This window comes from Streptomyces sp. NPDC088553 (assembly GCF_044752965.1).
Lineage (GTDB): Bacteria > Actinomycetota > Actinomycetes > Streptomycetales > Streptomycetaceae > Streptomyces.
In genome coordinates this window covers 403,435-427,609 of sequence record NZ_JBIVMG010000005.1, presented here as the reverse complement: position 1 = coordinate 427,609, position 24,175 = coordinate 403,435, and the positions used below count along the sequence as shown (strand labels likewise).

Genomic DNA, 24,175 nt, shown 5'->3' with positions numbered 1-24,175 from the left:
ATCTTGATCTTGAGGAGCCTTGAGGAGCCCCGATGTCAGCCGAAAGCAAGCAGCCCCAGCCGCCCGAGGACGGGGCCGCCACCACGGCCGACTCGACCTCGCTCCTGCTCTCCCACGCACGGCTCACCGACGGGCGGACCGTGGACGTCCGGCTCGTCGGCGGCCGGATCGAGGCCGTCGGCACCGCCGGCAGCCTCACCGCCGTGGGCGCGCGCGTGGACCTCGCCGGCTATCTGCTGCTGCCCGCCGCCGCCGAACCCCACGCCCACTCCGACACCGCGCTCTCCGCCGACTCCCCCGGGCCCGTCTCGTACGCCCCCGAGGAGGTCCAGCGCCGGGCCACCGAGGCGGCGCTGCTCCAGCTCGGCCACGGCGCGACCGCGCAGCGCGCGCACGTCCGGATCGGCGACGTCCACGGGCTCGGCCCGCTCGAAGCCGTCCTCCAGGCCCGGCGCTCGCTGCGCGGCCTCGTGGACCTCACCGCGGTCGCGGTGCCGAGGCTGCTCACCGGGGTGGCCGGCGCGGACGGACTCGCGATGCTGCGGGACGCGGTGAAGATGGGCGCCGGGGTGGTGGGCGGCTGCCCGGACCTCGACCCGGACCCGGCGGGGTACGTGGAGGCGGTCCTGGAGGTCGCCGCCGAGCACGGCGTACCGGTCGACCTGCACGCCGACGGGGACGACCCGGCCCGGCTCGCCCGGCTCGCGGCGATGGCCGGCGGGCTGCGGCCCGGCGTGACGATCGGACCGTGCGCGGGCCTCGGCCGGCTCCCCTCCGACGCGGCGCGGCGGGCGGCGGACGGCCTCGCGGCGGCCGGCGTGACCGTGGTGTGCCTGCCGCAGGGCGGCTGCGGGGGCACGGAGCTGCGCGGCGCGGCGCCGGTACGACTGTTGCGGGCGGCCGGGGTGCGGCTCGCGGCGGGCAGCGGGGCGATGCGGGACGTGGCCAACCCGGTGGGACGCGGCGATCCGCTGGAGGCGGCGTACCTCCTCGCCTCGCTCGGCGGGCTGCCCGCGGAGGAGGCGTACGCGGCGGTGAGCGCGGAGGCGCGGGCGGCGATGGGGCTGCCGGAGGTGCGGGTCGAGGCCGGTTTCCCGGCGGAGCTGCTCGCGGTGCGCGGCGAACGCCTGTCGGGCGTGCTGTCCCTCGCGTACAGCCGGATCGTGGTGCACCGGGGGCGGGTGGTGGCCCGGACGAGCGCGGTGCGCGAGTACTGCGACTCGGCGGCGGCGCTCGACCTGCCCCGCCAGACACGTCCGGAGCGGCCGCCCGAGCCGGGAAGCCCTTCGGCCGGTCCCGTCGTACGGTCGTGAGTATGCGCATCGTCATCGCTGGAGGACACGGACAGATCGCCCTGCGCCTGGAGAGGCTGCTCTCCGCGCACGGGCACGAGGTCGCGGGCATCATCCGCAAACCGGAAGAGGCGGGGGACCTGCGGGACGCGGGGGCCGAGCCCGTCGTCCTGGACCTGGAGTCGGCGTCGGTCGAGATGGTCGCCGCCGTGCTCCAGGGCGCCGACGCGGCCGTCTTCGCGGCCGGCGCGGGCCCGGGCAGCAGCGTGGACCGCAAGGACACGGTGGACCGCGCGGCGGCGGTCCTCTTCGCCGACGGGGCCGAACGCGCGGGCGTGCGCCGGTACATCGTCGTCTCGTCGATGGGCGCGGACGCCACGCACGAGGGCGACGGGGTCTTCGACGTCTACCTGCGCGCCAAGGGCGCGGCCGACGACGACATCCGCTCCCGTACGGCCCTGGACTGGACGATCCTGCGCCCCGGGACCCTCACGGACGACGCGGGCACGGGCCTGGTCCGCCTGGAGGCCCGCACGGGCCCCGGCACGGTGCCCCGCGACGACGTCGCGGCGACGATCGCCGAACTCCTGGACACCCCGGCGACGGCCGGCCTGACCCTGGAACTGGTCTCGGGCTCGACCCCGGTCTCGGTCGCGGTGAAGGACGTGGCCGGAAACTGACAGCTCCGGCACCGCGCCCGGAAACGAAGGAAGGTCCCCGGTGCAAGCACCGGGGACCTTCCGTTTCGCGTGGCGACGCCAGGATTCGAACCTGGGTAGGCTAAGCCGACGGATTTACAGACTTCTGGCCCTCACGCCCCCACATACGGGCTGACCTGCCAGAGCATCGTCTCCAGCGCCTGCCGACGTAGTCACCGTCCGCGTCTCGCCCAGCCAAGCCTCTGTGGACCACCATCAACTGTCGCTGGAGACGTGCCAGCAGGCCCCGCGGAGCTTGCCTCGCTGAGGGGGCGGCGCGTCCACGACGTCCTACACTCAGCAGCCACAACGGGTAGTCGCTGAGGGGGATGCTATGACCACGTACCGTGTAGCTTTGACCGAAGACCTCAACGGTGGCGAAGACTTGCAGCAGTTGACGCAGTGGCTGCGAGATGACGAGGAACTGGGCGACTCCGCAACCATCACCCTGACCTCGCCTCCAGCCAAGCCAGGCGACATGGGTGTGGCCTTCGACGCGATCCAGCTCGCTGTGGACAGCGGTTTCCAGGTGGCCAACCTCGTACTTGCTGTCTCTCTCTGGCGTCGCTCCCGCACAAAGCCGCCCGTCGTGGTCATCGAGCGTGAGGGCACCCGAGTCACGGTAGACACCGATGATCCGGAACTCGCCGCCCGTATCGCCAGCGCTCTCTCGGCTGAGTAGTGTGAACGGTCTCCCTGACCCCTCGACCTCTCGCGCAGTGCTGATTGGCACTTCCCACTACGAGAGTTTCGAGAACATCCCGGCAATCAAGAACAATCTCGAAGCGTTGCGCACCTTCCTGACATCCAGCGATGGATGGGGGCTACCGACGGAGAATTGCACCGTTGTCGCAGATCCAAAAACGGCCTCAGAGATCGTGGGCGCAGTGCAAGCGGCGGCAGATTCGGCCACGGATACGCTGCTTGTCTATTTCGCCGGGCACGGTGTACTCGATGAGGAATCCCGCTTTTATCTAACTCTTCAAGGCTCGGCAGATAAGGAGCCTTGGACGTGCGTCGCTTACGAGTGGCTCAGCAAACCCCTTACACGCTCCAAGACGCTACGTCGAATCGCAATCATCGATAGCTGTTTCAGTGGAAAGGTGCACAAGCGAGGTTTGATGTCAGACTCCTCTGCCTCAAGCCTGGTGAAATCCGAGGCTGCTGCTAGTGGAACGATTGTACTGACATCTGCCCGCGACGATAGAGTTTCGCTGGCACCTCCCGGCGAGTCCTATACAGCATTCACTGGCGAACTCCTGAATGTTCTCAACCAAGGAATTCCGGGGGACCCATCCCACATCAGCATCCAACGAGCCTACGAATGGATCAGGGACACCCTTAAAGCCAAGGGCCGCCCCCGCCCCGATTGCACCGGTGGCGACACAGCCGCGTCCACTTTGATCGCTCGCAATCGATCGACGGTTGGCCCCGAGACCCCTACCGTCTCCGGGACACGTCGCCGGACGCCCGCCGACGAGCTCCTTGCGCTAACGAAGCGGATTGACCTTAAGGCCAACGAGGGAATTCCTCCCGAAAAAGAAGCAGAGCCACTCGCCGGCAGGTACCGCGTACTGGGAACCCTTGGCCACGGGGGCAACGGTTGGGTTTTTCGAGCGTGGGATATTGCCTTGAACCGCGTTGTCGCGGTCAAGTGGGTGGGATCATCCCTGATTCAAGGCGCTCCCATCGCTTCACTGGTACCTGAACAAGCGATGTTCTCACTTGCCGCAGCATTCGAGGCGATGCTAAATGAAGCCCGTGCGGTTGCTTCCCTGAACCATCCGGGGATCGTAGCTGTCTACGACGTGCTCGATCAGCGTCCTTCCGGCTACATCGTCATGGAATATATCGCAGGAGAGACCTTGGAGTCGGTGATCTCGAATCATCGACTGTCCCCAGAGGAATCCGTGGCAGTGGTCCACGAAACGCTCGGCGCCCTCGCACATTCCCACGCAGCCGGGATCCTCCATGGGGATGTGAAGCCAGGGAATGTGATGCTTACCGTGGACGGCTCGGTGAAGCTCCTGGACTTTGGAGCGGCGCAACTCAAAGGAAAAAGACCAGATTCCTTCGATTATCGCCTCACCCAAACCATCATCGGCACCCTCGCCTACATCTCCCCCGAGTCGCTCACAGCTGCCAGGCAGCCGGGGGAGCCAAGTGACCTGTATTCTATGGCGCTAGTCTTTCGCGAACTACTTACAGGTACTTCTCCATCCAAAGGCCAGGACTTCGGCGAACTGATCCAAAACAGGATGAGCGGTCGGGTAGAACTGCCGTCCGAAATTTCCCCCGAGCTCGGCACACAGTATGACAAGTTCATGCTAAAGGCCCTTTCCTCCGACCCAGACCTCAGGTTCCAGAGTGCCAACGAAATGCGGCAGGCCCTTGAGGCGTTGTAGCCGTCTGAGGCTTGGGAGCCGGTAAGACGCTTTCAGGAGCGATCCTGCGGACGCGATAGAGCCCCCGGGGCCTCTCCACGATGATGCGGGCAGCCCTACGGAAACTCGGGCTCCGCTGGCCGCGCAGGGCGGTCGGTGGGCTTGTCGATGCCGAGGCTCCCCCACGGCGCGCACACGTCGCACATCCGCAGGTCCGGGTGCTCTTCGACCGCGCCCATCACGCCGTCGAGGTCCAGGAGTTCCCCGGCCCCGCACCGGGCCCGGAGGCCGCAGTTCCGCCGGTGGAGCACCGGATGCCCTTCGGTGCTCCGGGGCGCCGAGACCACCCAAGCTCGTTCGCGGCGTGCGACCTCCCGGCGCCGCTTCTCCTCGGCGTCCTGCGACTCCAGCTCGCGTATCTCCCGCTCGGTGACCGCAGCCTGGTAGCGCAGCCACTCCAGGAGCGTCCGCTTCTTCTCCAGCCGTCTGGCTATCGGCATCCCCATGGCGGAGCCCCCGCTCACTCCGCCCCGCCGTCGGCGGCGCTCGCGGCGTCCGGCTGGGCCTTCGGGTGCTTCTTCAGCTCCATGCGGGCCTTCACCAGTCCCGCATCCTTCTCCAGAGCAGCCCAGTAGGGATGTGTGGACACGGCGACCGACAGCTGCCGGACCAGGTCCCACAGGCGCTTCTCCTCGGCCTCCTCCTCCGGCGTGTACCCAGGAGAGGCTTCGCGGCCGCCCGTGACCTCTCCTGTGTGCGGGTGCGCTGCGCCGGGCCAACCGGGCAGCGGCTCCACCGACCAGGGCAGGGCCCGGCATAGGTCCGTGTACTCAGCGCGGGCCTGGTGGAGACGCTGCTGGGTCTCGATCAGGTCGTCAGGGAAGGGAGGAGTGTCAGCCACACTCGAATCATACGTCTGTTCGATTTTCTAATGCTGCTGATGCACGCCACGACTCGCTGAACAGTCACCCGCGTGGGCCAGCCTCAGCAGCCTGCTCCCCAGGGGGAGTAGCGCCAGACCTCGACTGCGACTCACTCCGCCATGAGTCGGCTGACATACCCCGCGCTGCACAACCGCCCATAGGTCGAGGTCACGTCTTCCGGGACGTTCTGAGCGATCGTGAAACCCCGCTCCGGGTAGAGCAGCAACCGCTGCTGAGCCCCGACCAGCATGTCCAGGACGAGGCGGGGGTCGCCGATCGAGTCGAGGTACTCCTCCAGCCGCATGTCCGGGGCGCGCTCACGACGTCGACTTCGGGCCACAGCTTGCGGGCAGTTGCGTACGCACGTCGTTCCTCGTACGGCTTGCTGACGAGGAGGATCGACGACACCTGGACCCCGCGATCGTCGAGCAGAGACCGCGAGAAGCGGACGTTCTCGCCTGTGTTCCTGGCGTTCGGCTCGACGAGGATCGCAGACGCCGGCACCCCGAGTTCGAGCGCACGCTCCCGGTAGTGCTCGGCCTCGCCCTTGGGCATCTGCTCTTCAGTGGTGCAGCTCGTGGCGCCGGTGAAGACGATCAGGGGGAACATGCCTCGGCGGTAGAGGTCCACGGTCGCGTCAGCCACACCGAGGTCGTGGCTGCCCAGACCGATGCCCACCGAGCAAGGCCGCGGCTCATGCCCCATCTGCTGAAAGGCCCCCAGGATGTGGGCATCGCTCCAGTCCTGCGTGGAGATCACTGACTCTCCTGGGCGGCCGTCCTCGACCGCAAGGGACGCCCCAAGAAGGCCAAGCCGTGTCGCCGGTGCAAGGGCCACGGCAAGCGGCTCCGCGTCGGCCGGCGCCTGACCAACCACAGCCGCGCGATCCACCGCGCCGGCACCCGCTGACCCCGAACACGAAGCGGCCGACGGCGCCCGTCATGAGACGTACCCCGCACTTTGCCAGCGCTAGGCGGACGCGCCGTCGGCCAATCCCCCGAGCTTGTCAGCACCCGAGGTGCCCGCACCCTACCCAGCCACCCCGCACCGCCGTCAAAGGAGATACCGCCATGGCCGTGACCGTCTCACTGGTCGCGCTCTTCGGACTCGTCCTGTTCTTCCTCCTCCGCTCCAAGTCCCTCGGCGCCGGAGCCGCGTTCACCGCCGCCGGCTTCGGCTTGTTCCTCGCCTCCACCGGCGCCGCCAAGCCCATCAACACCCTGGCCGCCTCCCTCATCGAGACCGTCCAGAACCTCTGAACCACGGCAGCAAGAAGGGCGGCCCCCGTCTCGCCAAAGCCGGGCGCCGTCCCGGGGAGCTGGTCGGCTTACGGCTCCAGGACTGCGACCTCCCCCGCCGCGGATGGGGCCTCCTTCGGCTCCGTGAGAGCCGGGCACGCTCGGGTAGCTCCTGGACGGACACCGGCGAGGCTCACGACCGACGCGGCCTGAAGCACCGCACCCGGAAGACGGTCCGCTACGTACCGATCCCGCCCGAGCTGGTCTCGATGCTCCGATGGCACGTCACCCTGTACGGCACCCATGCCGACGGCCGGCTGTTCCGGACCGCACGTGGCGGCATGGTCCAGGAGAGCGGCTACGGGGAGGTCTGGGCGGGCGCCCGTGAGGACGTCCTGAGCCCTGCCGAGCGGGAGACGAAGCTGGCCAAGCGTCCCTATGATCTTCGTCACGCCGCCGTCTCGACGTGGCTCAGTTCCGGCGTCGAGCCTCAGCTCGTCGCACAGCGGGCCGGCCACTCGGTCGCCGTGCTCTTCCGGGTCTACGCGAAGTTCCTGAAGGGCGGCGACGAGGCCGCGAATGCCAAGATCTCCGCCCGCCTGAACCAGCACCGCACAGAGGCGCCGTCCGGGCCCTAGGGGGCTTCGCTCCGAAGGACTTGAGAGGAGCCCCGACGGGACGTGTAGCCGCGGAAGGCGGCTCTGAGGTCGTCCACGGCCTCGGCGAGATCCTGCGGCATCTTGGGGGCCACGAAGGCCGCGCAGTCCAGAAACAGGCCCGCTGACTCCGTGAGCTCCTCCGCCGATCCGGCGCGCAGCGCACTCCCCAGCTGCGCCAAGGGTGTGACGATCTCGATCTCCACGGCATCCGGCAGGTTGTCCAGGTAGACGCAGTCGTCCGTGAGGACGAGGTCAACCACCCGCGTCGCCGCTTCGCGAAACTTCCCCTCAGCTGTCACGGAAGGGGAGTATCCACGAGCGCAGGGATCATCGGCGAGCCCGTTTCCCGAGGGGCGGGAGGCGTGCTGTGCGCCTCGCCGGCCACCGCCCCGCGCAGGGACTGAATCCCGTCCACAGCCCGTCCAGACACGCTGGTAGAGAGGGTGATTAGGCGGCACAGGGCGAGACAGTCAGCCCCTTGTCCCACTTACACACGCAAACGGCCCCTGATCGCGTTTCCGCAGATCAGGGGCCGTCCTTATCGCGTGGCGACGCCAGGATTCGAACCTGGGTAGGCTAAGCCGACGGATTTACAGTCCGCTCCCATTGGCCACTCGGGCACATCGCCATGAGATCGCTGCCGTGGAGCCGCTTTTCGGCGGTGTTCCGTGGCAACGACGTAAACAATACCCGATCCCGGAGGGTGGTTCGCCACCGGATTGATCAGCGGTTCGGGCCGTGACTCACCCCCTAGGCTTTGGGCTGTACCCCAAGCATCCGAGCAAGGAGCCACGAGTCATGGCCGACTCCAGTTTCGACATCGTGTCCAAGGTCGAGCGGCAGGAGGTCGACAACGCCCTCAACCAGGCCGTGAAGGAGATCTCGCAGCGCTACGACTTCAAGGGAACCAACGCCTCGATCTCGTGGTCGGGCGAGAAGATCCTCATGCAGGCCAACGGCGAGGAGCGCGTCATGGCGATCCTCGACATCTTCCAGACCAAGCTGATCAAGCGGGGCATCTCGCTGAAGGCGCTGGACGTCGAGGGTGAGCCGCAGCTGTCCGGCAAGGAGTACAAGCTCTTCGCGTCGGTCACCGAGGGCATCTCCCAGGAGAACGCCAAGAAGGTCGCGAAGGCCATCCGCGACGAGGGCCCCAAGGGCGTCAAGGCGCAGGTCCAGGGTGACGAGCTGCGGGTCAGCTCGAAGAGCCGGGACGACCTGCAGGCCGTGCAGGCGCTGCTCAAGGGCAAGGACTTCGACTTCGCGATCCAGTTCGTGAACTACCGCTGACCTCGTAGCGGGTCGTGAGGCTCGTGTCCGAATACCGCCAGCCCGAGGCGCGGCGGGCCCCGCACACTGGACGTGGAAGACCCGTGCGGGGAGAGGAACCAGCCATGACCGTGTACGCGTACGTCGACGGCCCCCTGGGCGAGATGCTGCTTGTCGGGCAGCTCGCCGAAGGGGGCCGTGCCGTGCTGCGCTCGCTGTCCCTGCCGGGGCAGAAGGGCGCCGTCGAGGTCGAGGACGGGTGGACCCTGGCGCCCGAGGCCTTCGCCGAGGCCGCCGGGCAGCTCGGTGAGTACTTCGCCGGGCGGCGCGACCGGTTCGACCTGCCGCTCGACGGCGACGCCGGGACCGCGTTCCAGCAGCGCGTCTGGCGGGCCCTGGAGGAGATCCCGTACGGCACGACCGTCTCGTACGGGGAGATCGCCCGGCGGGTCGGCTCCCCGGGCGCCGGTGTACGGGCCGTGGGGACCGCGATCGGGCGCAATCCGCTGCTCGTGGTGCGGCCCTGTCACCGGGTGATCGGGGCCGACGGACACCTGCGCGGGTACGCAGCGGGGCTCGACCGCAAGGAGCGGCTCCTCGGCCTGGAGGGAGCCCCCGTGTGACCGAGGGGCTGTTTCCCCGCGAGCGGGCGACGATCGCGCCCGGCGCGGTGCACGTGCCCGCGTGGCTCCCGTTCGCGCGGCAGCGGGAGTTGGTGGACGTCTGCCGGGAGTGGGGGCGGGGGCCTGTGCCGTACCGGCAGACCGTGCTGCCCGGCGGCGGGGTCATGTCGGTGCGGTCGCTGTGCCTGGGCCGGCAGTGGGTGCCGTACCGCTATCTCGACTCCGTCGGCATTCCGTTGCCCGACTGGCTCGTGGACCTGGGCCGGGAGGCGCTCGCCGAGGCGTACGGGGACGACGGCGGGTTCACCCCCGACACCGCGCTGGTGAACTTCTACGCGCCGGGGGCGCGGATGGGCATGCACCAGGACCGCGAGGAGCGTTCGGGCGCGCCGGTGGTGTCGCTGAGCCTCGGGGACCGGTGCGTGTTCCGCTTCGGCAACGAGGAGAGCCGGGGACGGCCGTACCAGGACGTCGAGCTGGCCTCCGGTGATCTGTTCGTGTTCGGCGGAGCGTCGCGGTGGGTCCATCACGGGGTGCCGAAGGTCTGGCCGGGGACGGCCGATCCCTCGCTCGGGCTTGCGGGGCGACTCAACATCACCCTGCGGGAGACGGGGCTCTAGGCTGCGGCGCATGAGTGCTGAGCTGCGCCGGTCCCTCGGTGTCTTCGACGCGGTCGTGATCGGGCTCGGCGCGATGGTCGGGGCCGGGATCTTCGTCGCGCTCGGACCCGCCGCGGCGGCCGTCGGGTCCGGGGGCGGGCTGCTCCTCGCGCTCGGGATCGCCGCCGTCGTCGCGTACTGCAACGCCATGGCCTCGGCTCGGCTCGCGGCCCGGTACCCCCGTTCGGGTGGCACCTATGTGTACGGTCGCGAATGCCTCGGATCGTTCTGGGGGTACCTCGCCGGCTGGGCGTTCGTGGTCGGCAAGACGGCCTCCTGCGCGGCGATGGCACTGACCGTCGGCGCGTACGTGTGGTCGGAGCACGCGCACGCGGTGGCGGTGGCCGCCGTGGTGGCCCTGACAGCCGTCAACTACATGGGAGTTCAGAAGTCGGCGCTGCTCACACGGGCGATCGTGGGACTCGTCCTCGCGGTCCTCGCCGCGGTCGTCGCGGTCGGCCTCGGGGCCGGGGGGACGAACCCGCTCCCCCTCGGCTCGGAGCTCACCACCGGCGGGGTGCTGCAGGCCGCGGGTTTGCTCTTCTTCGCATTCGCGGGGTACGCGCGCATCGCCACGCTCGGCGAGGAGGTCCGCGACCCGGCCCGCACGATCCCCCGGGCCGTGCCCCTCGCCCTGGGCATCACGCTCGTCGTCTACGTGCTCGTCGCGGTCAGCGTCCTCACGGTGCTCGGACCCGGGGCCCTCGCCGACTCCCCCTCGCCGCTGACGGACACCGCCCGGGCGGCGGGCGCCGGGTGGCTGGTGCCGGTGGTCACGGTGGGGGCGGCCGTCGCGGCCCTGGGCTCGTTGCTCTCCCTGATCCTCGGGGTGTCCCGTACGACCCTCGCGATGGCCAGGGACGCCTATCTGCCGACCGCGCTCGCGGTCGTCCACCCCCGCTTCCAGGTACCGCACCGGGCCGAACTCGTGGTGGGCGCGGTGGTCGCCGTCGTCGCGGCGACGGCGGACGTGCGGGGCGCGATCGGCTTCTCGTCCTTCGGGGTGCTCGTCTACTACGGGATCGCGAACGCCTCCGCCTGGACCCTGGGACCCGAGCGCCGGCCGCTCGCCGCGCTCGGGCTCGCCGGGTGCGCGGCGCTCGCCTTCGCGCTGCCGCTCGGCGCCGTCCTCGCCGGGTCCGGGGTGGTCGCCGCGGGCGTGGTGGCGTGGGCGATCAGTCGAGGACGAGCCGTGCCCCCGCCTTCCTGAGGGCGTCGGCCAGCTCCTGGAAGGTCGCGGGACGGGCTCCGAGCCACGGCTGGACGCCCAGGCAGGCGCGGGCCACGTCGGCCCGGCGCCAGACGAGCGTGACGCCCGCCCACTCCTCCCCGAACGCCCCGGCCTCGACACCGGGACCCCGGCCGGGTCCGTACACGGCCTCCCCGAGGGCGCACAGGAAGGAGACCTCGTCGACGACATCCGTCCCGTCGAGGTCGTACGTGGCGCCCGGGGTGATCTCCGGGGCGCCGTGCGGCCGGCGGGCGGCCTGCCGCAGCCACTCGCCGCGGGCCGCGCCGGTGAACCGCCGCCAGGTGCCGGGTTCGGCGGGCCTGCCGCCGAAGAACAGGTCCCAGACCTCGCGGGTCTGCGGCGGCACGAGCCGCGCGCGGGGGAAGGCCACGGTCAGGTCGATCAGGCCGCGGTGGCCGGCGGAGGTGTCCCAGCCGGTGACGCGGCCCGCCTCGCCGCCGTGGTGCAGGTCCCCCACCCAGGCCAGGACCCGGTAGTCGACCGTCCCGAACTCCTCCGCCCCGGCGGCGAGCGCGTCGCGCAGCGCCCCGCGCGGGGAGCAGCCGAGGAAGGTGACCTCGGTGTGGGTGACCTCGGGCGGCGGCTCGGGCGAGATCCGTATCAGGTTGGCGCAGCGGGCCGGGCGGGAGCCGTGCGGCCGGCGGCTCGGGGCGCCCGTCGTCTCCACGGTCACGGCGTCTCCGCGCGCGCCGAGGACGCGGACCCCTTCGAGGCGCCACAGGCCGTCGGGAACCTCCACGTCCAGCGTGCCGAGCGGCGCCGTGCCCTCCACGAGCGCCTCGGTGACGGCCCGGGCGAGCTCCCCGCGCGGCTCGCAGCCGCGGAGCTCGTAGCGCACGGGCGGCACCGGCACGGGCTCCCCGTACAGGCCGTCGACGTCCTTGCAGAGCGCGACGGCGTACGAGCCGGAGAGGAGCGCGTAGCGGGGGTTCTGCACTCAGCGGCCCGCGTAGCCGTAGGCCTGGTCCGTGGGGACGATCTCCTTGCCGAGGGGCAGCAGTGAGACCGGGATCATCTTGAAGTTCGCGATGCCGAGCGGGATGCCGATGATCGTGATGCAGAGGGCGATGCCGGTGGTGATGTGGCCGAGGGCGAGCCACCAGCCGGCCAGGATCAGCCACAGGACGTTGCCCACGCAGGAGGGCGCGCCCGCGTCGTGGCGGTCCACGACCGTGTGCCCGAAGGGCCACAGCGCGTAGAGCCCGATCCGGAACGCGGCGAGTCCGAAGGGGATGCCGATGATCGTGATGCAGAGCAGGACGCCCGCGAGCATGTAGCCGAGGAACATCCAGAATCCGCAGAGGATCAGCCAGATGATGTTGAGGATCGTCTTCACGGGCGTCGACCTGCCATCTGTTCGAGCCGGGCGATCCGCTCGGCCATCGGCGGGTGGGTGGAGAACATCTTGGACACGCCCTTTCCGGGCCCGAACGGGTTCGCGATCATCATGTGGCTCGCGGTCTCGATCCGGGGCTCCGGCGGCAGCGGCAGCTGCTTGGTGCCGGCGTCCAGCTTCCGCAGCGCGCTGGCCAGGGCGAGCGGGTCGCCGGTGAGCTGGGCTCCGGAGGAGTCGGCCTCGTACTCGCGGGACCGGGAGATGGCGAGCTGGATGATCGAGGCGGCGATCGGGCCGAGGATGAGGATCAGGAGGTAGCCGAGGATGCCCGGTCCGTCGTCGTCGCTGGAGCGGCCGACCGGGATCAGCCAGGCGAAGTTGACCAGGAACATGATCACGGAGGCGAGCGCTCCGGCGACCGAGGAGATGAGGATGTCCCGGTTGTAGACATGGCTCAGCTCGTGGCCGATGACCCCGCGCAGCTCGCGCTCGTCGAGGATCGCGAGGATGCCCTCGGTGCAGCAGACCGCCGCGTTCCGCGGGTTGCGGCCGGTCGCGAAGGCGTTGGGCGCCTGGGTCGGCGAGATGTAGAGCCGCGGCATGGGCTGACGCGCCTGCGTGGAGAGCTCCCGCACCATCCTGTAGAGCGCGGGGGCCTCGAACTCGCTGACCGGACGGGCCCGCATGGCCCGTAGTGCCAGCTTGTCGCTGTTCCAGTACGCGTACGCGTTGGTACCGAGCGCCACGAACAGCGCGACGATCAGTCCCGTACGGCCGAAGAAGCTGCCGATGACGATGATGAGGGCGGAGAGCCCTCCGAGGAGTACGGCGGTCCTCAGCCCGTTGTGCCGGCGGTGCACGGTACGCCCTCCAAGTGGTGCGGCAGGGGAACCCTTTGCTTCGTGGTCATATCCACTCGTCCAGTGGACCCTTCCGTACTGGTCAACGCCAGGCGGGAGGTTCGGGTTCCCCCGGCCGCACCGGGGGCGCCGGTGGCGGGGTGTGGGCCGTTCGGGTGATCGGCGGGGCGGACCGGCGGGGCGGTCAGCGGGGCGTCGGGACCCCGAGCTTCTCCAGGGTCGTGGCGATCGGCTCGACCTCGCTGGTGCAGTGGGCGCAGCGGGAGGCGATGGCCGGGATCTCCGTGAAGCAGCGGGGGCAGTCGCGCTTCTCGGACTTCGGGTCGGCCGCCTCCTCCTTCGCGAACCGCGCCTGGACCTTCGCCAGCGGAGCGACGATCAGGAAGTACAGGACCGCGGCGGTGATGACGAAGGCTATGGCGGCGGAGATCGCGAGGCCGTAGGGGAACACGGTCTTGCCGACGTGGAACTGCGCGTCGTTGAAGTTGCCGACGGAGCCGGTCGCGAGACCGATGAGCGGGGTGATGAAGGCCTTGCTGAAGCCGGTGACGACGGCCGTGAACGCGGTGCCGACGGCCAGACCGATGGCCATCGAGATGACGTTCCCGCGAAGTATGAAGTCCTTGAATCCGTTCAGCACGGTGTTTCTCGCTCCTGGTGTCTCGTCTGTGGGGGGAGTCAGAACAGGCTGTTCGCCGCGAAGCGGAGCGCGATCTGCGGGTAGCCCGACAGGACGACCCCGGCGGCGGCGGTCAGCACGATCGCCAGGGTGATCGGAGCGGGGACCGTGTGGGGGACGGGGGTCCCGGCAGGCGCCTGCCGCACCGCGCCCTCCGGCGTACGGAACAGCAGTGCCGTCCAGCGGAGGTAGTAGTACAGCCCGATCACGACGTTGACGCCCATGATCACGGCCAGCCAGCCGAGGCCCGCGTCGACGGCCGCCGAGAAGACGGTCACCTTGGCGAAGAGGCCGATGATACCCGGGGGCAAACCGGCCAGATTCAGGAGGAAGAAGGCGAGCGCGAGGGCGGCGGCGGGACTCGTCGCGTACAGGCCCCGATAGTCCGCGATCCGGTTCTCGGGGTGCCGGCGGGCGACGAGCGCGACGACCGCGAACGCGCCGAGGTTCACCACGGCGTACATCAGGGCGTACGCGACGGTGGCGCCGACCTGGTCGTCGCTGGAGTACGCGGCGGCCGCGATCGGCACGAGCAGGTAGCCGGCCTGGGCGACGGAGGACCAGGCGAGCAGCCGGACCGCGCTCCACGCGCGCGTGGACAGCTGCCGGAGGGCGGCGACGTTGCCGACGGTCATGGTCAGCGCGGCGAGGGCGGCGAGCGCCGGGCCCCACACGTCCGCGTACGAGGGGAAGGCGACGACCGTCACCAGGATGAGCCCGGTGAAGCCGACGGCCTTCCCGACCACCGACAGGTAGGCGGCGACGGGCAGCGGGGCGCCGACGTAGGTGTCCGGCACCCAGAAGTGGAAGGGGACGGCGGCCGTCTTGAAGGCGAAGCCGACGAGGGTGAGGGCCACGCCCGCCTCGGCGAGCGTCTGGAGCTGGCCGGGGACGTCGTCGAGGGACTGGGCGAGCTCCGTGAGGTGGAGGGTTCCGGTCGCCGCGTACACGAAGCTGACGCCGAGCAGGGTGACGGCGGTCGCGGTGACGGAGGACAGGAAGAACTTGAGTGCGGCCTCACCGGACATGCGGTCGCCGCGCTTGAGGCCGACGAGCGCGAAGGCGGGCAGCGAGGCCACCTCGAGGGCGACGACCAGGGTCGCGAGGTCCCGGGAGGCGGGCAGCAGCGCGGCTCCGGCGGCCGAGGACAGCAGCAGGAACCAGTACTCGCCGGCCGGGAGCTTCTCGCGGGTCTCGGTGACGGAGAGCAGCGCCGTCAGGAGCGCGCCGCCGAGCACGAGCAGCTGGATGACCAGGGTGAAGCGGTCGGCCGTGTAGCTGCACGCGCCGACCTGGGTGTCCGCCGAGAGGCAGAAGGTGGAGCGGTCACCGGCCCGCAGCGGGACGAGGAGGGCGAGGGCGGCGACGAGGCCGGCGATCGCCGTCCAGCCGAGGAGCCGCTTGCGCTCCTCGGGGACGAACAGGTCGGCGACGAGCACGACGAGGGCGACCAGGGCCGTGAGGGTGGGGGGCGCGATCGTGAGCCAGTCGACGGACTGGACGAGCGACTCGCCGGCGAACGTCGTCACTGGGGTCATTGAGTGCCTCCGGCGAGGAGCTTCTGGACGGCCGGGTCGGTGAGGCCGAGGAGGACCGCGGGCCAGAGTCCGGCGAGGACGGTGAGGGCGACGAGCGGGGTCCAGGCGGCGAACTCGTACCCCTGGACGTCGGCGATCGGCGTCTCCCCGGCGGGGCGGGCCCCGCCCATGCAGACGCGGCGGACGACGAGGAGGAGGTAGGCGGCGGTGAGGAGGGTGCCGAAGGCGCCGATCGCCATGAACGTGAGGAAGGCGGGGCGGCTGAGGCCCGCGGCGGGCTCGAAGGCGCCGAACAGGGCCAGCATCTCGCCCCAGAAGCCTGCCAGGCCCGGCAGGCCGAGGGAGGCGACGGCGGCGAAGGCGAGGAGGGCGCCGAGGCGCGGGGCGCGGCCGTAGAGGGCGGCGCCGGTGGCTCCGGCGAGGGTGTCGAGGTCGGCGGTGCCGTACCGGTCCTTGACCGCGCCGACCAGGAAGAAGAGCAGGCCGGTGACGAGGCCGTGGGCGACGTTGGCGAAGAGGGCGCCGTTGACCCCGGTGGGGGTCATGGTGGCGATGCCGAGGAGCACGAAGCCCATGTGGCCGACGGAGGAGTACGCGATGAGGCGCTTGAGGTCGCCCTTGTTGCCGGGCCGCGCGAGGGCGAGGCAGGCGAGCGATCCGTAGATGATCCCGGCGACGGCGAAGGCGGCCAGGTAGGGGGCGAAGATCCGCATGCCGTCGGGGGCGATCGGCAGGACGATCCGGACGAAGCCGTACGTGCCCATCTTGAGCAGGACGCCGGCGAGGAGGACCGAGCCGACCGTCGGGGCGGCGGTGTGGGCGTCCGGGAGCCAGCTGTGCAGCGGCCACATCGGGGTCTTCACTGCGAGCCCGAGACCGATCGCGAGAACGGCGATGACCTGCACGGATGTGGTCAGTCCACGGCCGTTGTCAGTGGCCAGTGCCACCATGTCGAAGGTGCCCGCCTTCACACCGATGAGGAGCAGGCCGAGCAGCATGACGACGGAGCCGAGCAGCGTGTAGAGGATGAACTTCCAGGCCGCGGCCTGCTTGCCCTCGCCGCCCCAGCGGGCGATGAGGAAGTACATCGGGATGAGGACCATCTCGAAGGCCAGGAAGAACAGGATCAGGTCGAGGACGGCGAAGGTGGCGAGGGTGCCGGACTCCAGGACGAGGAGCAGCGCGACGAAGCCCTTGGGGGAAGGGCCGCTCGGCATCTTGAAGTAGGAGTACAGCGCGCAGAGGAAGCTCAGGAGCGCGGTCAGGACCAGGAGGGGGAGGGAAATGCCGTCGACACCGAGGTGGATCCGCACGTCGAGTGCCTGGATCCAGCTGATGTCCGTCGTGGCCTGCATCCTCGAAGGCTGGTCGTGGTCGAAGCCGAGCGCGAGGACGATCGCGGCCAGCAGGATCACACCGGTGACGGTGACGCCGTGGCGGAGCACGGCCTGGTCCGGGGACTTCCCCTTCAGCCCCGGCGGGGCGGGGAGAAGGGCGGCGGCCGCGCCGAGGAGCGGACCGGCGACGATCAACGCCAGAAGGAACTGCATCACGGATTCGCTGATATCGATCACGGCTCACGCTCCGGCGACGGCGTTGGCGAGGGCGACGGCGACGATCGCCAGGACGACGGAGCCGGCGAGCAGGGCGCTGAGGTAGGTCTGCACGTTGCCGGTCTGGGCGCGGCGGACGAGCCAGCCGAGCCCCTTGGCGGAGGTGCCCGCGGCGCGGACGTAGGTGTCGACGACCTCGCGGTCCAGGAAGCGGACCAGGGAGGCGGCGGCCAGGACGGGGCGGACGAACGCCGTCCGGTAGACGGCGTCCAGGTGGAAGCCGTCGGCGGCGGGACCGCGCAGCGGGCCGAGGAGGGCGCGGCCGGGGTCGGCCGGGTCCTCGGCGGGGTGCGGCAGGTGCAGCGCCTCTGCCTCGACGAGACCGGCGTCGGCGTCCGGATGGGCCACGTGGGGGGCGGGTGCCTGGCCGGCGGCCGTCACCGGCGTCCTGGCGGCGAGGGTGCGCCAGATCGCGTACGTGATCACGGCGCCCGCGGCGGCGAGGCCGGTGCCGAGGACGGCCGTGGTGACGGTCGGGGTGAGGGCGTTCCCGTCGAACCAGTCGTCGAGGTACGTGACCGTCAGACCGAAGCCCAGGGAGGGGATCGCGAGCACCCACAGGACGGACGTCATGGCGATCGGCTGCCGGCCGTGGTCGGGGACTTCCGCACCCCGGCCGCGGAAGGTCCGCAGCCAGAGGCGGAGCGCGTACGCGGCGGTGAGGAAGGCGGTCAGCAGCCCGGCGACGAGGACGGTCCAGCCGGCCCCGGCAGGGGCGACGGTCCGCTCTCCGAGCGCGGTGTGCTCGGCGGCCACCAGAACGGCCTCCTTCGAGAAGAAGCCGGCGAAGGGCGGGATCGCGGCGAGCGCGAGCAGGGCGACGGTCATCGTCCAGTACGCGTCCGGGATGCGCTTCGCGAGACCGCTCATGCGGGACATGGCGGTCAGGGAGTTCGTACCGGCGGCGTGGATGACGACGCCGGCGGCGAGGAAGAGCAGGGCCTTGAAGGCGGCGTGCGAGAGGAGGTGGAAGACGGCGGACCCGCGGTCGCCGACGGCGAGGGCGCCGGCCATGTAGCCGAGCTGGCCCATCGTCGAGTAGGCGAGGACCCGCTTGATGTCGTCCTGGGCGAGCGCGGCGAGCGCCGAGCCGACCATCGTGATCGCGGCCATCACGGCGAGCACCGTCATCGCGGCGGCGGAGGCGGCGAAGACGGGCAGCAGCCGGGCCGTGAAGTAGATACCGGCGGCGACCATCGTCGCCGCGTGGATGAGCGCGGAGACGGGGGTGGGGCCGGCCATGGCGTCCGGGAGCCAGGTGTGCAGCGGGAACTGGGCCGACTTGCCCGCCACACCGGCGAGCAGCAGCAGCGCCACCGGGGTGGGGTGGTCGAGCTCGCCGCGTGCGACGGCGCCGAGGACGCCCGTGATCCGGAACGTGCCCGCGTCGGTGGCGAGCGCGAAGAGACCGATGAGGAAGGGGACGTCACCGAGCTTGGTGACGAGGAAGGCCTTCAGGGAGGCGGCGCGCGCCTCGGGGGTCTCCCAGTAGTGGCCGACGAGGAAGTACGAGCAGATGCCCATGATCTCCCAGCCGACCAGGAGCACCATCAGGTCGCCGGAGTAGACGACGAGCAGCATCGCGGAGGTGAAGAGGGAGACGAGCGCGGCGTACGAGGGGTAGCGCGGGTCCTCGCGGAGGTAGCCGGTCGAGTAGATCTGCACACAGGTGGCGACGACGCCGACGAGGACGGCGACGAGGGCCGCGAAGCCGTCGATGTACAGGGCCAGGTCGATGGGGACCGAGCCGGTGGGGGTGAGCTGGGTCGAGGCGTCGATCGCCGTCCCGCCGCCCTGCCGTACGGCGACGACGACGGCCAGGACCGCGGCGGCGACGGTGGGCAGCACGGCCAGCGGGCGGACGAAGCCGGGCGCGGTGCGGCCGAGCAGGAGTCCGGCGACGGAGCCGAGGAAGGGCAGGAGGGGGACGAGGACGGCGAGGGTCGTGGTGGTCACGCGGTGGCCTCGGCCTTCTCGCCGGTGGGCGTGTCGTCGGTGGTCGTGCCGTCCTCGGGCGCGGTGTCCTCGGCCGCGGTGTCCCAGGGCTGCGGCGGCTCCGCCGTGTCCCGGAGCCGGTCGATGTCCGAGGTGCCCTTGTTGCGGTGGACCATCAGGACGATCGCGAGACCGATGCCGATCTCCGCGGCGGCGATGGCGATGGTGAAGAGGGTGAGGGCCTGGCCGGCGTGGAGGGTGTCGCGGAGCCAGACGTCGAAGGCGACCAGGTTGAGGTTGACGGCGTTGAGCATCAGCTCGACGGACATCAGGACCAGGATCGCGTTGCGGCGGGCGAGGACGCCGTACACGCCGATGGCGAAGAGGAGGGCGGCGAGGACGGCCGGGTAGGCGAGGTGCATCAGCGCTGCTCCTCCTTCTTCCTGCGGGAGAGCACGATGGCGCCGACGAGGGCGGCGAGCAGCAGCACGGACAGCGCCTCGAACGGCAGCACCCAGTGCCGGAAGAGGATCTCGCCGGTCACCTCGGTGGAGCCCTGGACGGCTCCGTCGAGGTCGATCCAGGTCGTACGGAACGCGTCGACGACCACCCAGACGAGCGCGATCGCCGCGGCGAGCGCGACGGCCGCGGCGACCGGCTTGTTGCGGGAGTCGGCGTCCGGTGAGTGGCCGATGGGGGCCTTGGTGAGCATGAGCCCGAAGAGAAGGAGGACGACGACGGAACCGACGTAGATCAGGACCTGGACCCAGGCGATGAACTCGGCCGTGAGGAGCAGGTACTCGACGGCGAGGCCACCGAGGGCCACGACCAGCCAGAGCGCGGCGTGGACGAGCTGGCGGGTGGTGACGGTGACGAGGGCGGCGCCGAGGGTGACGAGGCCGACGAGCAGGAAGGCGATCTCGACGCCGGTGGGCGAGAGGAAGCCGTGGGTCTGCTGGTTCAGCACGGGCTGCTGGGCGGCCTGCTGGGCGACGTGGTGGGCGGCTTGTTGGGCGGCGGCGAGGATCACGGCTGGTCCCCCTCGGCCTGCGCCTGCGCCTCGGCGGCAGCCTGGGCCTCAGCGGCGGCTACGGCTGCGGCTGCGGCCTTCTCGGCTGCCTTGCGGGCGGCCGCGATCTCCTTCGGCTCCTCCGCGCGCGGGTCGAGGGCGGGCGGTTCGGGAACCGTCCACATCCACTCGCGGAGCTTGTCGCGCTCGTGGGTCAGCTCGTGGATGTCGGTCTCCGCGTACTCGAACTCGGGCGACCAGAACAACGCGTCGAACGGGCACACCTCGATGCAGATACCGCAGTACATGCAGAGGGAGAAGTCGATGGCGAAGCGGTCGAGGACGTTCCGGCTGCGCTCGCGGCCACCGGGGGCGGCCGCCGGCACCGTCTCCTTGTGGGAGTCGATGTAGATGCACCAGTCGGGGCACTCACGGGCGCAGAGCATGCAGACCGTGCAGTTCTCCTCGAACAGCCCGATGACCCCGCGGGAGCGGGGCGGCAGCTCGGGCTGCACGTCCGGGTACTGCGCGGTGACGGTCTTCCTCGTCATCGTGCGGAGAGTGACGGCGAGGCCCTTGGCCAGACCGGAGCCGGGAATCGGAGCCATTACTGGATCGCCACCTTCACGATGCCGGTGAGCGCGATCTGCGCGAGCGCGAGCGGGACGAGGGTCGTCCAGGCGAGCTTCTGGAGCTGGTCCTCGCGCAGGCGCGGGTAGCTGACCCGCAGCCAGATCACGACGAACGCGAGGACGGCGGTCTTGAGCAGGGTCCACACCCAGCCCAGACCGTCGCCGCCGAAGGGGCCGTGCCAGCCGCCGAGGAACAGGACGGTGGTGAGGCCGCACAGGACGACGATGCCGGCGTACTCGGCGAGCAGGAACAGCGCGAAACGGAGACCGGTGTACTCGGTGTACGCGCCGAAGATGATCTCCGAGTCGGCGACGGGCATGTCGAACGGAGGTCGCTGGAGCTCGGCGAGACCCGCCACGAAGAACACGAGGGCGCCGACGATCTGCCAGGGCAGCCACCACCACTCGAAGGCGTTGAGGATGCCGGGCAGCGAGACGGTGCCGGCGGCCATCGCGACGGAGGCGGCGGCGAGGAGCATGGGGAGCTCGTACGCGAGGAGCTGGGCGGCGGTACGGAGCCCGCCGAGCAGCGAGAACTTGTTCGCGGACGCCCAGCCGGCCATCAGACTGCCGAGGACACCGACGCCCATCACGGCCAGCACGAAGAAGATGCCGGCGTCGACGACCTGCCCGACGGCGCCCTCCCTCGGACCGATCGGGATCGCGACGAGAACGAGGAGGTACGGGAGGAGGGCGACGGCCGGCGCGAGCTGGAAGACCCGCCGGTCGGCGTCCTTGGGGACGACGTCCTCCTTCTGCGCGAACTTCACCCCGTCGGCGACGAGCTGCGCCCAGCCGTGGAAGCCACCGGCGTACATGGGGCCGAGGCGGCCCTGCATGTGGGCCATGACCTTGTGCTCGGTCTGGCCGACGACGAGCGGCAGGACGAGGAAGACGGCGAAGACGACGAGAAGCCGGAGGGCGACGTCGAGTACGTCGTTCACGCGGGATCGCCTCCGGCGGGGGTGGTGGGGCCCGTGGGGCCGCTAGGACCGGTGGGGCTGGTGGAGTCGGGAGGGCCGGTGGGCCCGGTGGGCCCGTCCTTGGGCGGGGCGCCGGTCTCGGTGCCACCCGTGGTGCCGGGGCTCGGGGGCACGAGGGGCGCGTCGGCGGCGGGCTCGGGCTCGGGCTCGGGCTCCGCCGGGGTCTCCGGCTCGGGCTCGGGCTGAGTCTCCCGCTCGGGCTCCGCCGGGGTCTCCGGCTGGGGCGCGGACTCGGACGCAGGCGCGGCCTCCGCAGCCTCAGGCGCGGGCGCGGCCTCAGGCTTGGGCGTCGGCTCGGTCTTGGGTTCGGTCGCCGAGGGGGCCTCCGGCTCCGCCGGGGGCGGCGGAGAGGTCGGTTCCTCGTCGAAGGCCGGGCGCGCGTGGTGCCAGGGAGCGTCCGAGCTGCGTGCACGCGAGGGCGCGGCCTCCGCGCGAGGCGCGGGGCCGTCCGGCGCCGCCTGGCTCGCGGAGCCGTCGGCAGCAGAGCGGGTACGGCGCGGCGGGCGGGCCGCCGCAGGCGGGGTGTCGGCCGACGGCTCAGGGGCCGGCGCGGCCTGGCTCGCGGAGCCGTCCGCAGCCGAACGGGTCCGACGCGGCGAGGCACCCGCGACCGGGGCGTCGGCCGACGACTCCGGGGCCGACGCCGCCTGGCTCGCCGAGCCCTCCGACACCGAACGTGTGCGACGCGGCGAGGCACCCGCGACCGGGGACTCGGCCGACGACTCCGGAGCCGGGGCCGCCTGGCTCGCCGAGCCCTCCGACACCGAACGGGTCCTACGCGGTGGGCGGGTGGTGTCCGGGGCTTCCGGTTGGGTCGCCGAGCCCTCCGTCACCGAGCGGGTCCTGCGGACCGGGCGGTCGCCTGCCGCCGCTCGGGCCGGGCGTGCCGGGGCCGGGGGCAGCTGGCCCTTCAGAGGGCCCCATTCGTTGGGATCCGGGACGCCTGGGGGAAGCATCTGGCGGCGCTTCGGGCCGCCCTCGTGCGACTCGCCCGGTTCCTTCGCGCCCGGCCACGCCTTCGCGACCCGGGCCGCGAGGACGAAGTCCTTGCGCAGCGGGTGGCCCTCGAAGTTCTCCGGGAGGAGCAGCGGAACCAGGTGCGGGTGGCCCGTGAAGTCCACGCCGAACATCTCGTGGGTCTCGCGCTCGTGCCAGCCCGCGCCCGCGTACACGCCGATCGCCGTGGGCAGGACGGGAGCGGCGTGCGGGACCGTCGTGCGGAGCAGCAGGCGGCGCGGCCGCCCCTCCCCCACCGCGGCCACGTGCGCGCAGACCCGGAAGCCCGTGCCCGGCTCGTCGACCGCGCTCAGCCAGTCGAAGTAGGTGCACCCGAGCGCGTCCCGGGCCGTTTCGAGCGCCGTGATCCACGAGCCCGGCGGGACGTCGACGGTCAGCAGGTCGTACGCCTGCTCCGCCGTCGCCTCCTCGCCGAAGATCTCCGTCACGGAGTCGGGGAGGGAGTCGTACGCCGTCATGCCCCGGCTCCCGGTCGCTCCGCGGAGGGGCTCTCGGCCGACGGACTCTCCGCCACGGGGCCCTCCGCCGACGGGCGCTCCACCAGCGGGCTCGTCAGCTGCGCGACCGACGCGCCGCCGGTGGTCGCGTACCGCTCGGCCAGGCTCTCCCGCGCGATCTTCTCCTGGAGCTTGAGGATGCCCTGGAGCAGCGCCTCGGGGCGCGGCGGGCAGCCCGGCACGTACACGTCGACCGGGATGATCTGGTCGACGCCCTTGGTGACCGAGTACGAGTCCCAGTAGGGGCCGCCGCAGTTGGAGCAGGCGCCGAAGGAGATGACGTACTTCGGTTCCGGCATCTGCTCGTACAGCCGCTTCACCGCCGGCGCCATCTTGTCCGTCACCGTGCCCGAGACGATCATCAGGTCGGCCTGGCGCGGGCCCGGCGCGAACGGGATCACGCCGAGCCGGATGAAGTCGTGCCGGGCCATCGACGCGGCGATGAACTCGATCGCGCAGCACGCGAGCCCGAAGTTGAAGACCCACAGGCTGTAGCGGCGGCCCCAGTTCAGGACCACCTTCATCGGCTCGGGGGCCAGGCGGGCCAGCGGGCCCAGCTTCGGAGCGGGCAGGGGTGTGGGCAGGGGTGTTACGTCCATGCCAGGACGCCCTTCTTGTACGCGTAGAGCAGCCCCACGGCCAGGAAGCCGAGGAAGACGAACATCTCGACCAGGGTCGTGGCGCCGTAGCCGGGCGCGGCGAAGACCGTCGCCCAGGGGAAGAGGAAGATCGAGTCGACGGCGAAGATGACGTAGAGGAAGGCGTACACGTAGTAGCGGACCTGGGTGTGCGCCCAGCCCTCCCCCACGGGGTCGACACCGCACTCGTACGTGAGGAGCTTCTCGGGCGTCGGCACGACAGGCCTCAGCAGTCGGCCCGCGCCGAACGCCACGGCGACGAAGAGCACTCCGACGACGGCGAGCAGGCCGACGACGGAGTACGTCTGGAAGTAGTCCGCCGCGCCCGTCGCGCCGGCCGCGACAACGGTCGGTTCCCGCACGTCCGTCCGCCCCTCGGTCTCGGTGTCTCATGAGTCACTTCTGTACGCACGCGAGTCTAGGCCCTGCTAAAGGGACCGT

The 24,175-nt window shown here is 70.9% G+C and carries 27 protein-coding genes, 1 tRNA gene and 1 pseudogene; 10 read left to right on the top strand and 19 right to left on the bottom strand.

What is annotated here, in order from left to right; genetic code table 11:
• The first annotated feature begins 32 nt into the window (after positions 1-32).
• The 4 genes from ACIP8Z_RS18710 (at position 33) to ACIP8Z_RS18695 (ending at position 4,395) form a co-directional block, all read left to right on the top strand.
• Entirely contained in the window at positions 33-1,313 is a 1,281-nt protein-coding gene (locus ACIP8Z_RS18710) for an amidohydrolase family protein (protein ID WP_402084680.1), read from the top strand.
• Positions 1,314-1,315: 2 nt separating this feature from the next.
• Positions 1,316-1,972 (top strand): SDR family oxidoreductase, encoded by a 657-nt coding sequence (locus tag ACIP8Z_RS18705; RefSeq protein ID WP_402084678.1) that lies wholly within the window; start codon positions 1,316-1,318, stop codon positions 1,970-1,972.
• A 373-nt stretch (positions 1,973-2,345) separates the two neighbouring features.
• Positions 2,346-2,672, top strand: coding sequence for a hypothetical protein (locus tag ACIP8Z_RS18700; protein ID WP_402084675.1), 327 nt, complete (start codon positions 2,346-2,348; stop codon positions 2,670-2,672).
• 37 nt (positions 2,673-2,709) lie between these two features.
• A complete protein-coding gene (locus ACIP8Z_RS18695) occupies positions 2,710-4,395 on the top strand; it encodes a protein kinase (RefSeq protein WP_402084672.1) in 1,686 nt (561 codons plus the stop codon).
• 95 nt (positions 4,396-4,490) lie between these two features.
• Here ACIP8Z_RS18695 and ACIP8Z_RS18690 read toward each other — a convergent pair whose 3' ends face one another.
• From ACIP8Z_RS18690 to ACIP8Z_RS18680, 3 genes and pseudogenes are all read right to left on the bottom strand, one after another.
• Positions 4,491-4,880 (bottom strand): hypothetical protein, encoded by a 390-nt coding sequence (locus tag ACIP8Z_RS18690; protein WP_402084669.1) that lies wholly within the window; start codon positions 4,878-4,880, stop codon positions 4,491-4,493.
• Between the two features lie 14 nt (positions 4,881-4,894).
• Positions 4,895-5,275 (bottom strand): hypothetical protein, encoded by a 381-nt coding sequence (locus ACIP8Z_RS18685; protein ID WP_402084667.1) that lies wholly within the window; start codon positions 5,273-5,275, stop codon positions 4,895-4,897.
• 131 nt (positions 5,276-5,406) lie between these two features.
• A pseudogene (locus ACIP8Z_RS18680) lies at positions 5,407-6,056 on the bottom strand (YdcF family protein).
• 311 nt (positions 6,057-6,367) lie between these two features.
• Between ACIP8Z_RS18680 and ACIP8Z_RS18675 the strand changes: the two are divergent.
• Both ACIP8Z_RS18675 and ACIP8Z_RS18670 read left to right on the top strand, forming a co-directional pair.
• Positions 6,368-6,556 (top strand): hypothetical protein, encoded by a 189-nt coding sequence (locus tag ACIP8Z_RS18675; RefSeq protein ID WP_402084665.1) that lies wholly within the window; start codon positions 6,368-6,370, stop codon positions 6,554-6,556.
• Between the two features lie 248 nt (positions 6,557-6,804).
• Positions 6,805-7,173 carry a hypothetical protein gene (locus tag ACIP8Z_RS18670; protein ID WP_402084662.1) on the top strand — a complete coding sequence of 123 codons (369 nt, stop codon included), beginning with the start codon at positions 6,805-6,807 and terminating at the stop codon, positions 7,171-7,173.
• Here the strand turns inward: ACIP8Z_RS18670 and ACIP8Z_RS18665 are convergent.
• Both ACIP8Z_RS18665 and ACIP8Z_RS18660 read right to left on the bottom strand, forming a co-directional pair.
• Positions 7,170-7,493, bottom strand: coding sequence for a hypothetical protein (locus tag ACIP8Z_RS18665; RefSeq protein WP_402084659.1), 324 nt, complete (start codon positions 7,491-7,493; stop codon positions 7,170-7,172). The genes ACIP8Z_RS18670 and ACIP8Z_RS18665 overlap by 4 nt on opposite strands.
• Positions 7,494-7,740: 247 nt before the next feature.
• Positions 7,741-7,822, bottom strand: a tRNA-Tyr gene (locus ACIP8Z_RS18660).
• A gap of 170 nt (positions 7,823-7,992) precedes the next feature.
• On the opposite strand from ACIP8Z_RS18660, the gene ACIP8Z_RS18655 reads away from it, so the two are divergent.
• From ACIP8Z_RS18655 to ACIP8Z_RS18640, 4 genes are all read left to right on the top strand, one after another.
• Positions 7,993-8,484, top strand: a complete 492-nt coding sequence (locus ACIP8Z_RS18655; protein WP_402084656.1) for a YajQ family cyclic di-GMP-binding protein — start codon at positions 7,993-7,995, stop codon at positions 8,482-8,484.
• A gap of 104 nt (positions 8,485-8,588) precedes the next feature.
• Positions 8,589-9,086, top strand: coding sequence for a methylated-DNA--[protein]-cysteine S-methyltransferase (locus ACIP8Z_RS18650; protein WP_402084653.1), 498 nt, complete (start codon positions 8,589-8,591; stop codon positions 9,084-9,086).
• Positions 9,083-9,706, top strand: a complete 624-nt coding sequence (locus tag ACIP8Z_RS18645; RefSeq protein ID WP_402084651.1) for an alpha-ketoglutarate-dependent dioxygenase AlkB family protein — start codon at positions 9,083-9,085, stop codon at positions 9,704-9,706. The genes ACIP8Z_RS18650 and ACIP8Z_RS18645 overlap by 4 nt, the downstream gene beginning before the upstream one ends.
• Before the next feature lie 10 nt (positions 9,707-9,716).
• Positions 9,717-10,955 (top strand): APC family permease, encoded by a 1,239-nt coding sequence (locus ACIP8Z_RS18640; RefSeq protein ID WP_402084649.1) that lies wholly within the window; start codon positions 9,717-9,719, stop codon positions 10,953-10,955.
• Here ACIP8Z_RS18640 and ACIP8Z_RS18635 read toward each other — a convergent pair.
• From ACIP8Z_RS18635 to ACIP8Z_RS18570, 14 genes are all read right to left on the bottom strand, one after another.
• Complete coding sequence (locus ACIP8Z_RS18635) at positions 10,921-11,934, bottom strand: hypothetical protein (protein WP_402084647.1); 1,014 nt, start codon at positions 11,932-11,934, stop codon at positions 10,921-10,923. The genes ACIP8Z_RS18640 and ACIP8Z_RS18635 overlap by 35 nt on opposite strands.
• On the bottom strand, positions 11,935-12,333 hold the full coding sequence (locus ACIP8Z_RS18630) for a YccF domain-containing protein (protein WP_402084644.1): 399 nt from the start codon (positions 12,331-12,333) through the stop codon (positions 11,935-11,937). It lies immediately after the preceding gene.
• Positions 12,330-13,193 (bottom strand): zinc metalloprotease HtpX, encoded by an 864-nt coding sequence (htpX, locus tag ACIP8Z_RS18625; protein ID WP_402084642.1) that lies wholly within the window; start codon positions 13,191-13,193, stop codon positions 12,330-12,332. Before htpX ends, ACIP8Z_RS18630 begins: the two co-directional genes overlap by 4 nt.
• A gap of 184 nt (positions 13,194-13,377) precedes the next feature.
• Positions 13,378-13,833 carry a large conductance mechanosensitive channel protein MscL gene (gene mscL, locus ACIP8Z_RS18620; protein ID WP_319310741.1) on the bottom strand — a complete coding sequence of 152 codons (456 nt, stop codon included), beginning with the start codon at positions 13,831-13,833 and terminating at the stop codon, positions 13,378-13,380.
• 38 nt (positions 13,834-13,871) lie between these two features.
• Positions 13,872-15,410 carry an NADH-quinone oxidoreductase subunit N gene (locus tag ACIP8Z_RS18615; RefSeq protein ID WP_319310743.1) on the bottom strand — a complete coding sequence of 513 codons (1,539 nt, stop codon included), beginning with the start codon at positions 15,408-15,410 and terminating at the stop codon, positions 13,872-13,874.
• Positions 15,407-16,960 (bottom strand): NuoM family protein, encoded by a 1,554-nt coding sequence (locus tag ACIP8Z_RS18610; protein ID WP_402085307.1) that lies wholly within the window; start codon positions 16,958-16,960, stop codon positions 15,407-15,409. Before ACIP8Z_RS18610 ends, ACIP8Z_RS18615 begins: the two co-directional genes overlap by 4 nt.
• Before the next feature lie 27 nt (positions 16,961-16,987).
• Positions 16,988-18,979, bottom strand: a complete 1,992-nt coding sequence (locus ACIP8Z_RS18605; RefSeq protein ID WP_402084638.1) for an NADH-quinone oxidoreductase subunit L — start codon at positions 18,977-18,979, stop codon at positions 16,988-16,990.
• Complete coding sequence (gene nuoK, locus ACIP8Z_RS18600; protein ID WP_402084636.1) at positions 18,976-19,380, bottom strand: NADH-quinone oxidoreductase subunit NuoK; 405 nt, start codon at positions 19,378-19,380, stop codon at positions 18,976-18,978. Before nuoK ends, ACIP8Z_RS18605 begins: the two co-directional genes overlap by 4 nt.
• Positions 19,380-19,925: an NADH-quinone oxidoreductase subunit J gene (locus ACIP8Z_RS18595; RefSeq protein WP_402085304.1), complete on the bottom strand. Its 546-nt coding sequence runs from the start codon at positions 19,923-19,925 to the stop codon at positions 19,380-19,382. Before ACIP8Z_RS18595 ends, nuoK begins: the two co-directional genes overlap by 1 nt.
• A 59-nt stretch (positions 19,926-19,984) precedes the next feature.
• The gene (locus tag ACIP8Z_RS18590; RefSeq protein ID WP_402084633.1) at positions 19,985-20,575 is read right to left on the bottom strand and encodes a NuoI/complex I 23 kDa subunit family protein; all 591 of its coding nucleotides are present in this window, start codon (positions 20,573-20,575) and stop codon (positions 19,985-19,987) included.
• On the bottom strand, positions 20,575-21,543 hold the full coding sequence (locus ACIP8Z_RS18585) for a complex I subunit 1 family protein (protein WP_319310750.1): 969 nt from the start codon (positions 21,541-21,543) through the stop codon (positions 20,575-20,577). The genes ACIP8Z_RS18590 and ACIP8Z_RS18585 overlap by 1 nt, the downstream gene beginning before the upstream one ends.
• Positions 21,540-23,057 carry an NADH-quinone oxidoreductase subunit C gene (locus tag ACIP8Z_RS18580; RefSeq protein ID WP_402084630.1) on the bottom strand — a complete coding sequence of 506 codons (1,518 nt, stop codon included), beginning with the start codon at positions 23,055-23,057 and terminating at the stop codon, positions 21,540-21,542. Before ACIP8Z_RS18580 ends, ACIP8Z_RS18585 begins: the two co-directional genes overlap by 4 nt.
• Complete coding sequence (locus tag ACIP8Z_RS18575) at positions 23,054-23,695, bottom strand: NADH-quinone oxidoreductase subunit B (RefSeq protein ID WP_402084628.1); 642 nt, start codon at positions 23,693-23,695, stop codon at positions 23,054-23,056. Before ACIP8Z_RS18575 ends, ACIP8Z_RS18580 begins: the two co-directional genes overlap by 4 nt.
• The gene (locus tag ACIP8Z_RS18570; RefSeq protein WP_319310756.1) at positions 23,686-24,096 is read right to left on the bottom strand and encodes an NADH-quinone oxidoreductase subunit A; all 411 of its coding nucleotides are present in this window, start codon (positions 24,094-24,096) and stop codon (positions 23,686-23,688) included. Before ACIP8Z_RS18570 ends, ACIP8Z_RS18575 begins: the two co-directional genes overlap by 10 nt.
• Positions 24,097-24,175: the final 79 nt, after the last annotated feature.

What these genes read in the sequence shown, in the direction of transcription:
- ACIP8Z_RS18710 (WP_402084680.1), top strand. Translation starts at nt 33, where the DNA reads ATGTCAGCCGAAAGCAAGCAGCCCCAGCCGCCCGAGGACGGGGCCGCC.
- ACIP8Z_RS18705 (WP_402084678.1), top strand. Translation starts at nt 1,316, where the DNA reads ATGCGCATCGTCATCGCTGGAGGACACGGACAGATCGCCCTGCGCCTG.
- ACIP8Z_RS18690 (WP_402084669.1), bottom strand. Translation starts at nt 4,880, where the DNA reads ATGGGGATGCCGATAGCCAGACGGCTGGAGAAGAAGCGGACGCTCCTG.
- ACIP8Z_RS18675 (WP_402084665.1), top strand. Translation starts at nt 6,368, where the DNA reads ATGGCCGTGACCGTCTCACTGGTCGCGCTCTTCGGACTCGTCCTGTTC.
- ACIP8Z_RS18670 (WP_402084662.1), top strand. Translation starts at nt 6,805, where the DNA reads ATGCTCCGATGGCACGTCACCCTGTACGGCACCCATGCCGACGGCCGG.
- ACIP8Z_RS18655 (WP_402084656.1), top strand. Translation starts at nt 7,993, where the DNA reads ATGGCCGACTCCAGTTTCGACATCGTGTCCAAGGTCGAGCGGCAGGAG.
- ACIP8Z_RS18650 (WP_402084653.1), top strand. Translation starts at nt 8,589, where the DNA reads ATGACCGTGTACGCGTACGTCGACGGCCCCCTGGGCGAGATGCTGCTT.
- ACIP8Z_RS18640 (WP_402084649.1), top strand. Translation starts at nt 9,717, where the DNA reads ATGAGTGCTGAGCTGCGCCGGTCCCTCGGTGTCTTCGACGCGGTCGTG.
- ACIP8Z_RS18615 (WP_319310743.1), bottom strand. Translation starts at nt 15,410, where the DNA reads ATGACCCCAGTGACGACGTTCGCCGGCGAGTCGCTCGTCCAGTCCGTC.
- ACIP8Z_RS18610 (WP_402085307.1), bottom strand. Translation starts at nt 16,960, where the DNA reads ATGCAGTTCCTTCTGGCGTTGATCGTCGCCGGTCCGCTCCTCGGCGCG.
- nuoK (WP_402084636.1), bottom strand. Translation starts at nt 19,380, where the DNA reads ATGCACCTCGCCTACCCGGCCGTCCTCGCCGCCCTCCTCTTCGCCATC.
- ACIP8Z_RS18590 (WP_402084633.1), bottom strand. Translation starts at nt 20,575, where the DNA reads ATGGCTCCGATTCCCGGCTCCGGTCTGGCCAAGGGCCTCGCCGTCACT.
- ACIP8Z_RS18580 (WP_402084630.1), bottom strand. Translation starts at nt 23,057, where the DNA reads ATGACGGCGTACGACTCCCTCCCCGACTCCGTGACGGAGATCTTCGGC.
- ACIP8Z_RS18575 (WP_402084628.1), bottom strand. Translation starts at nt 23,695, where the DNA reads ATGGACGTAACACCCCTGCCCACACCCCTGCCCGCTCCGAAGCTGGGC.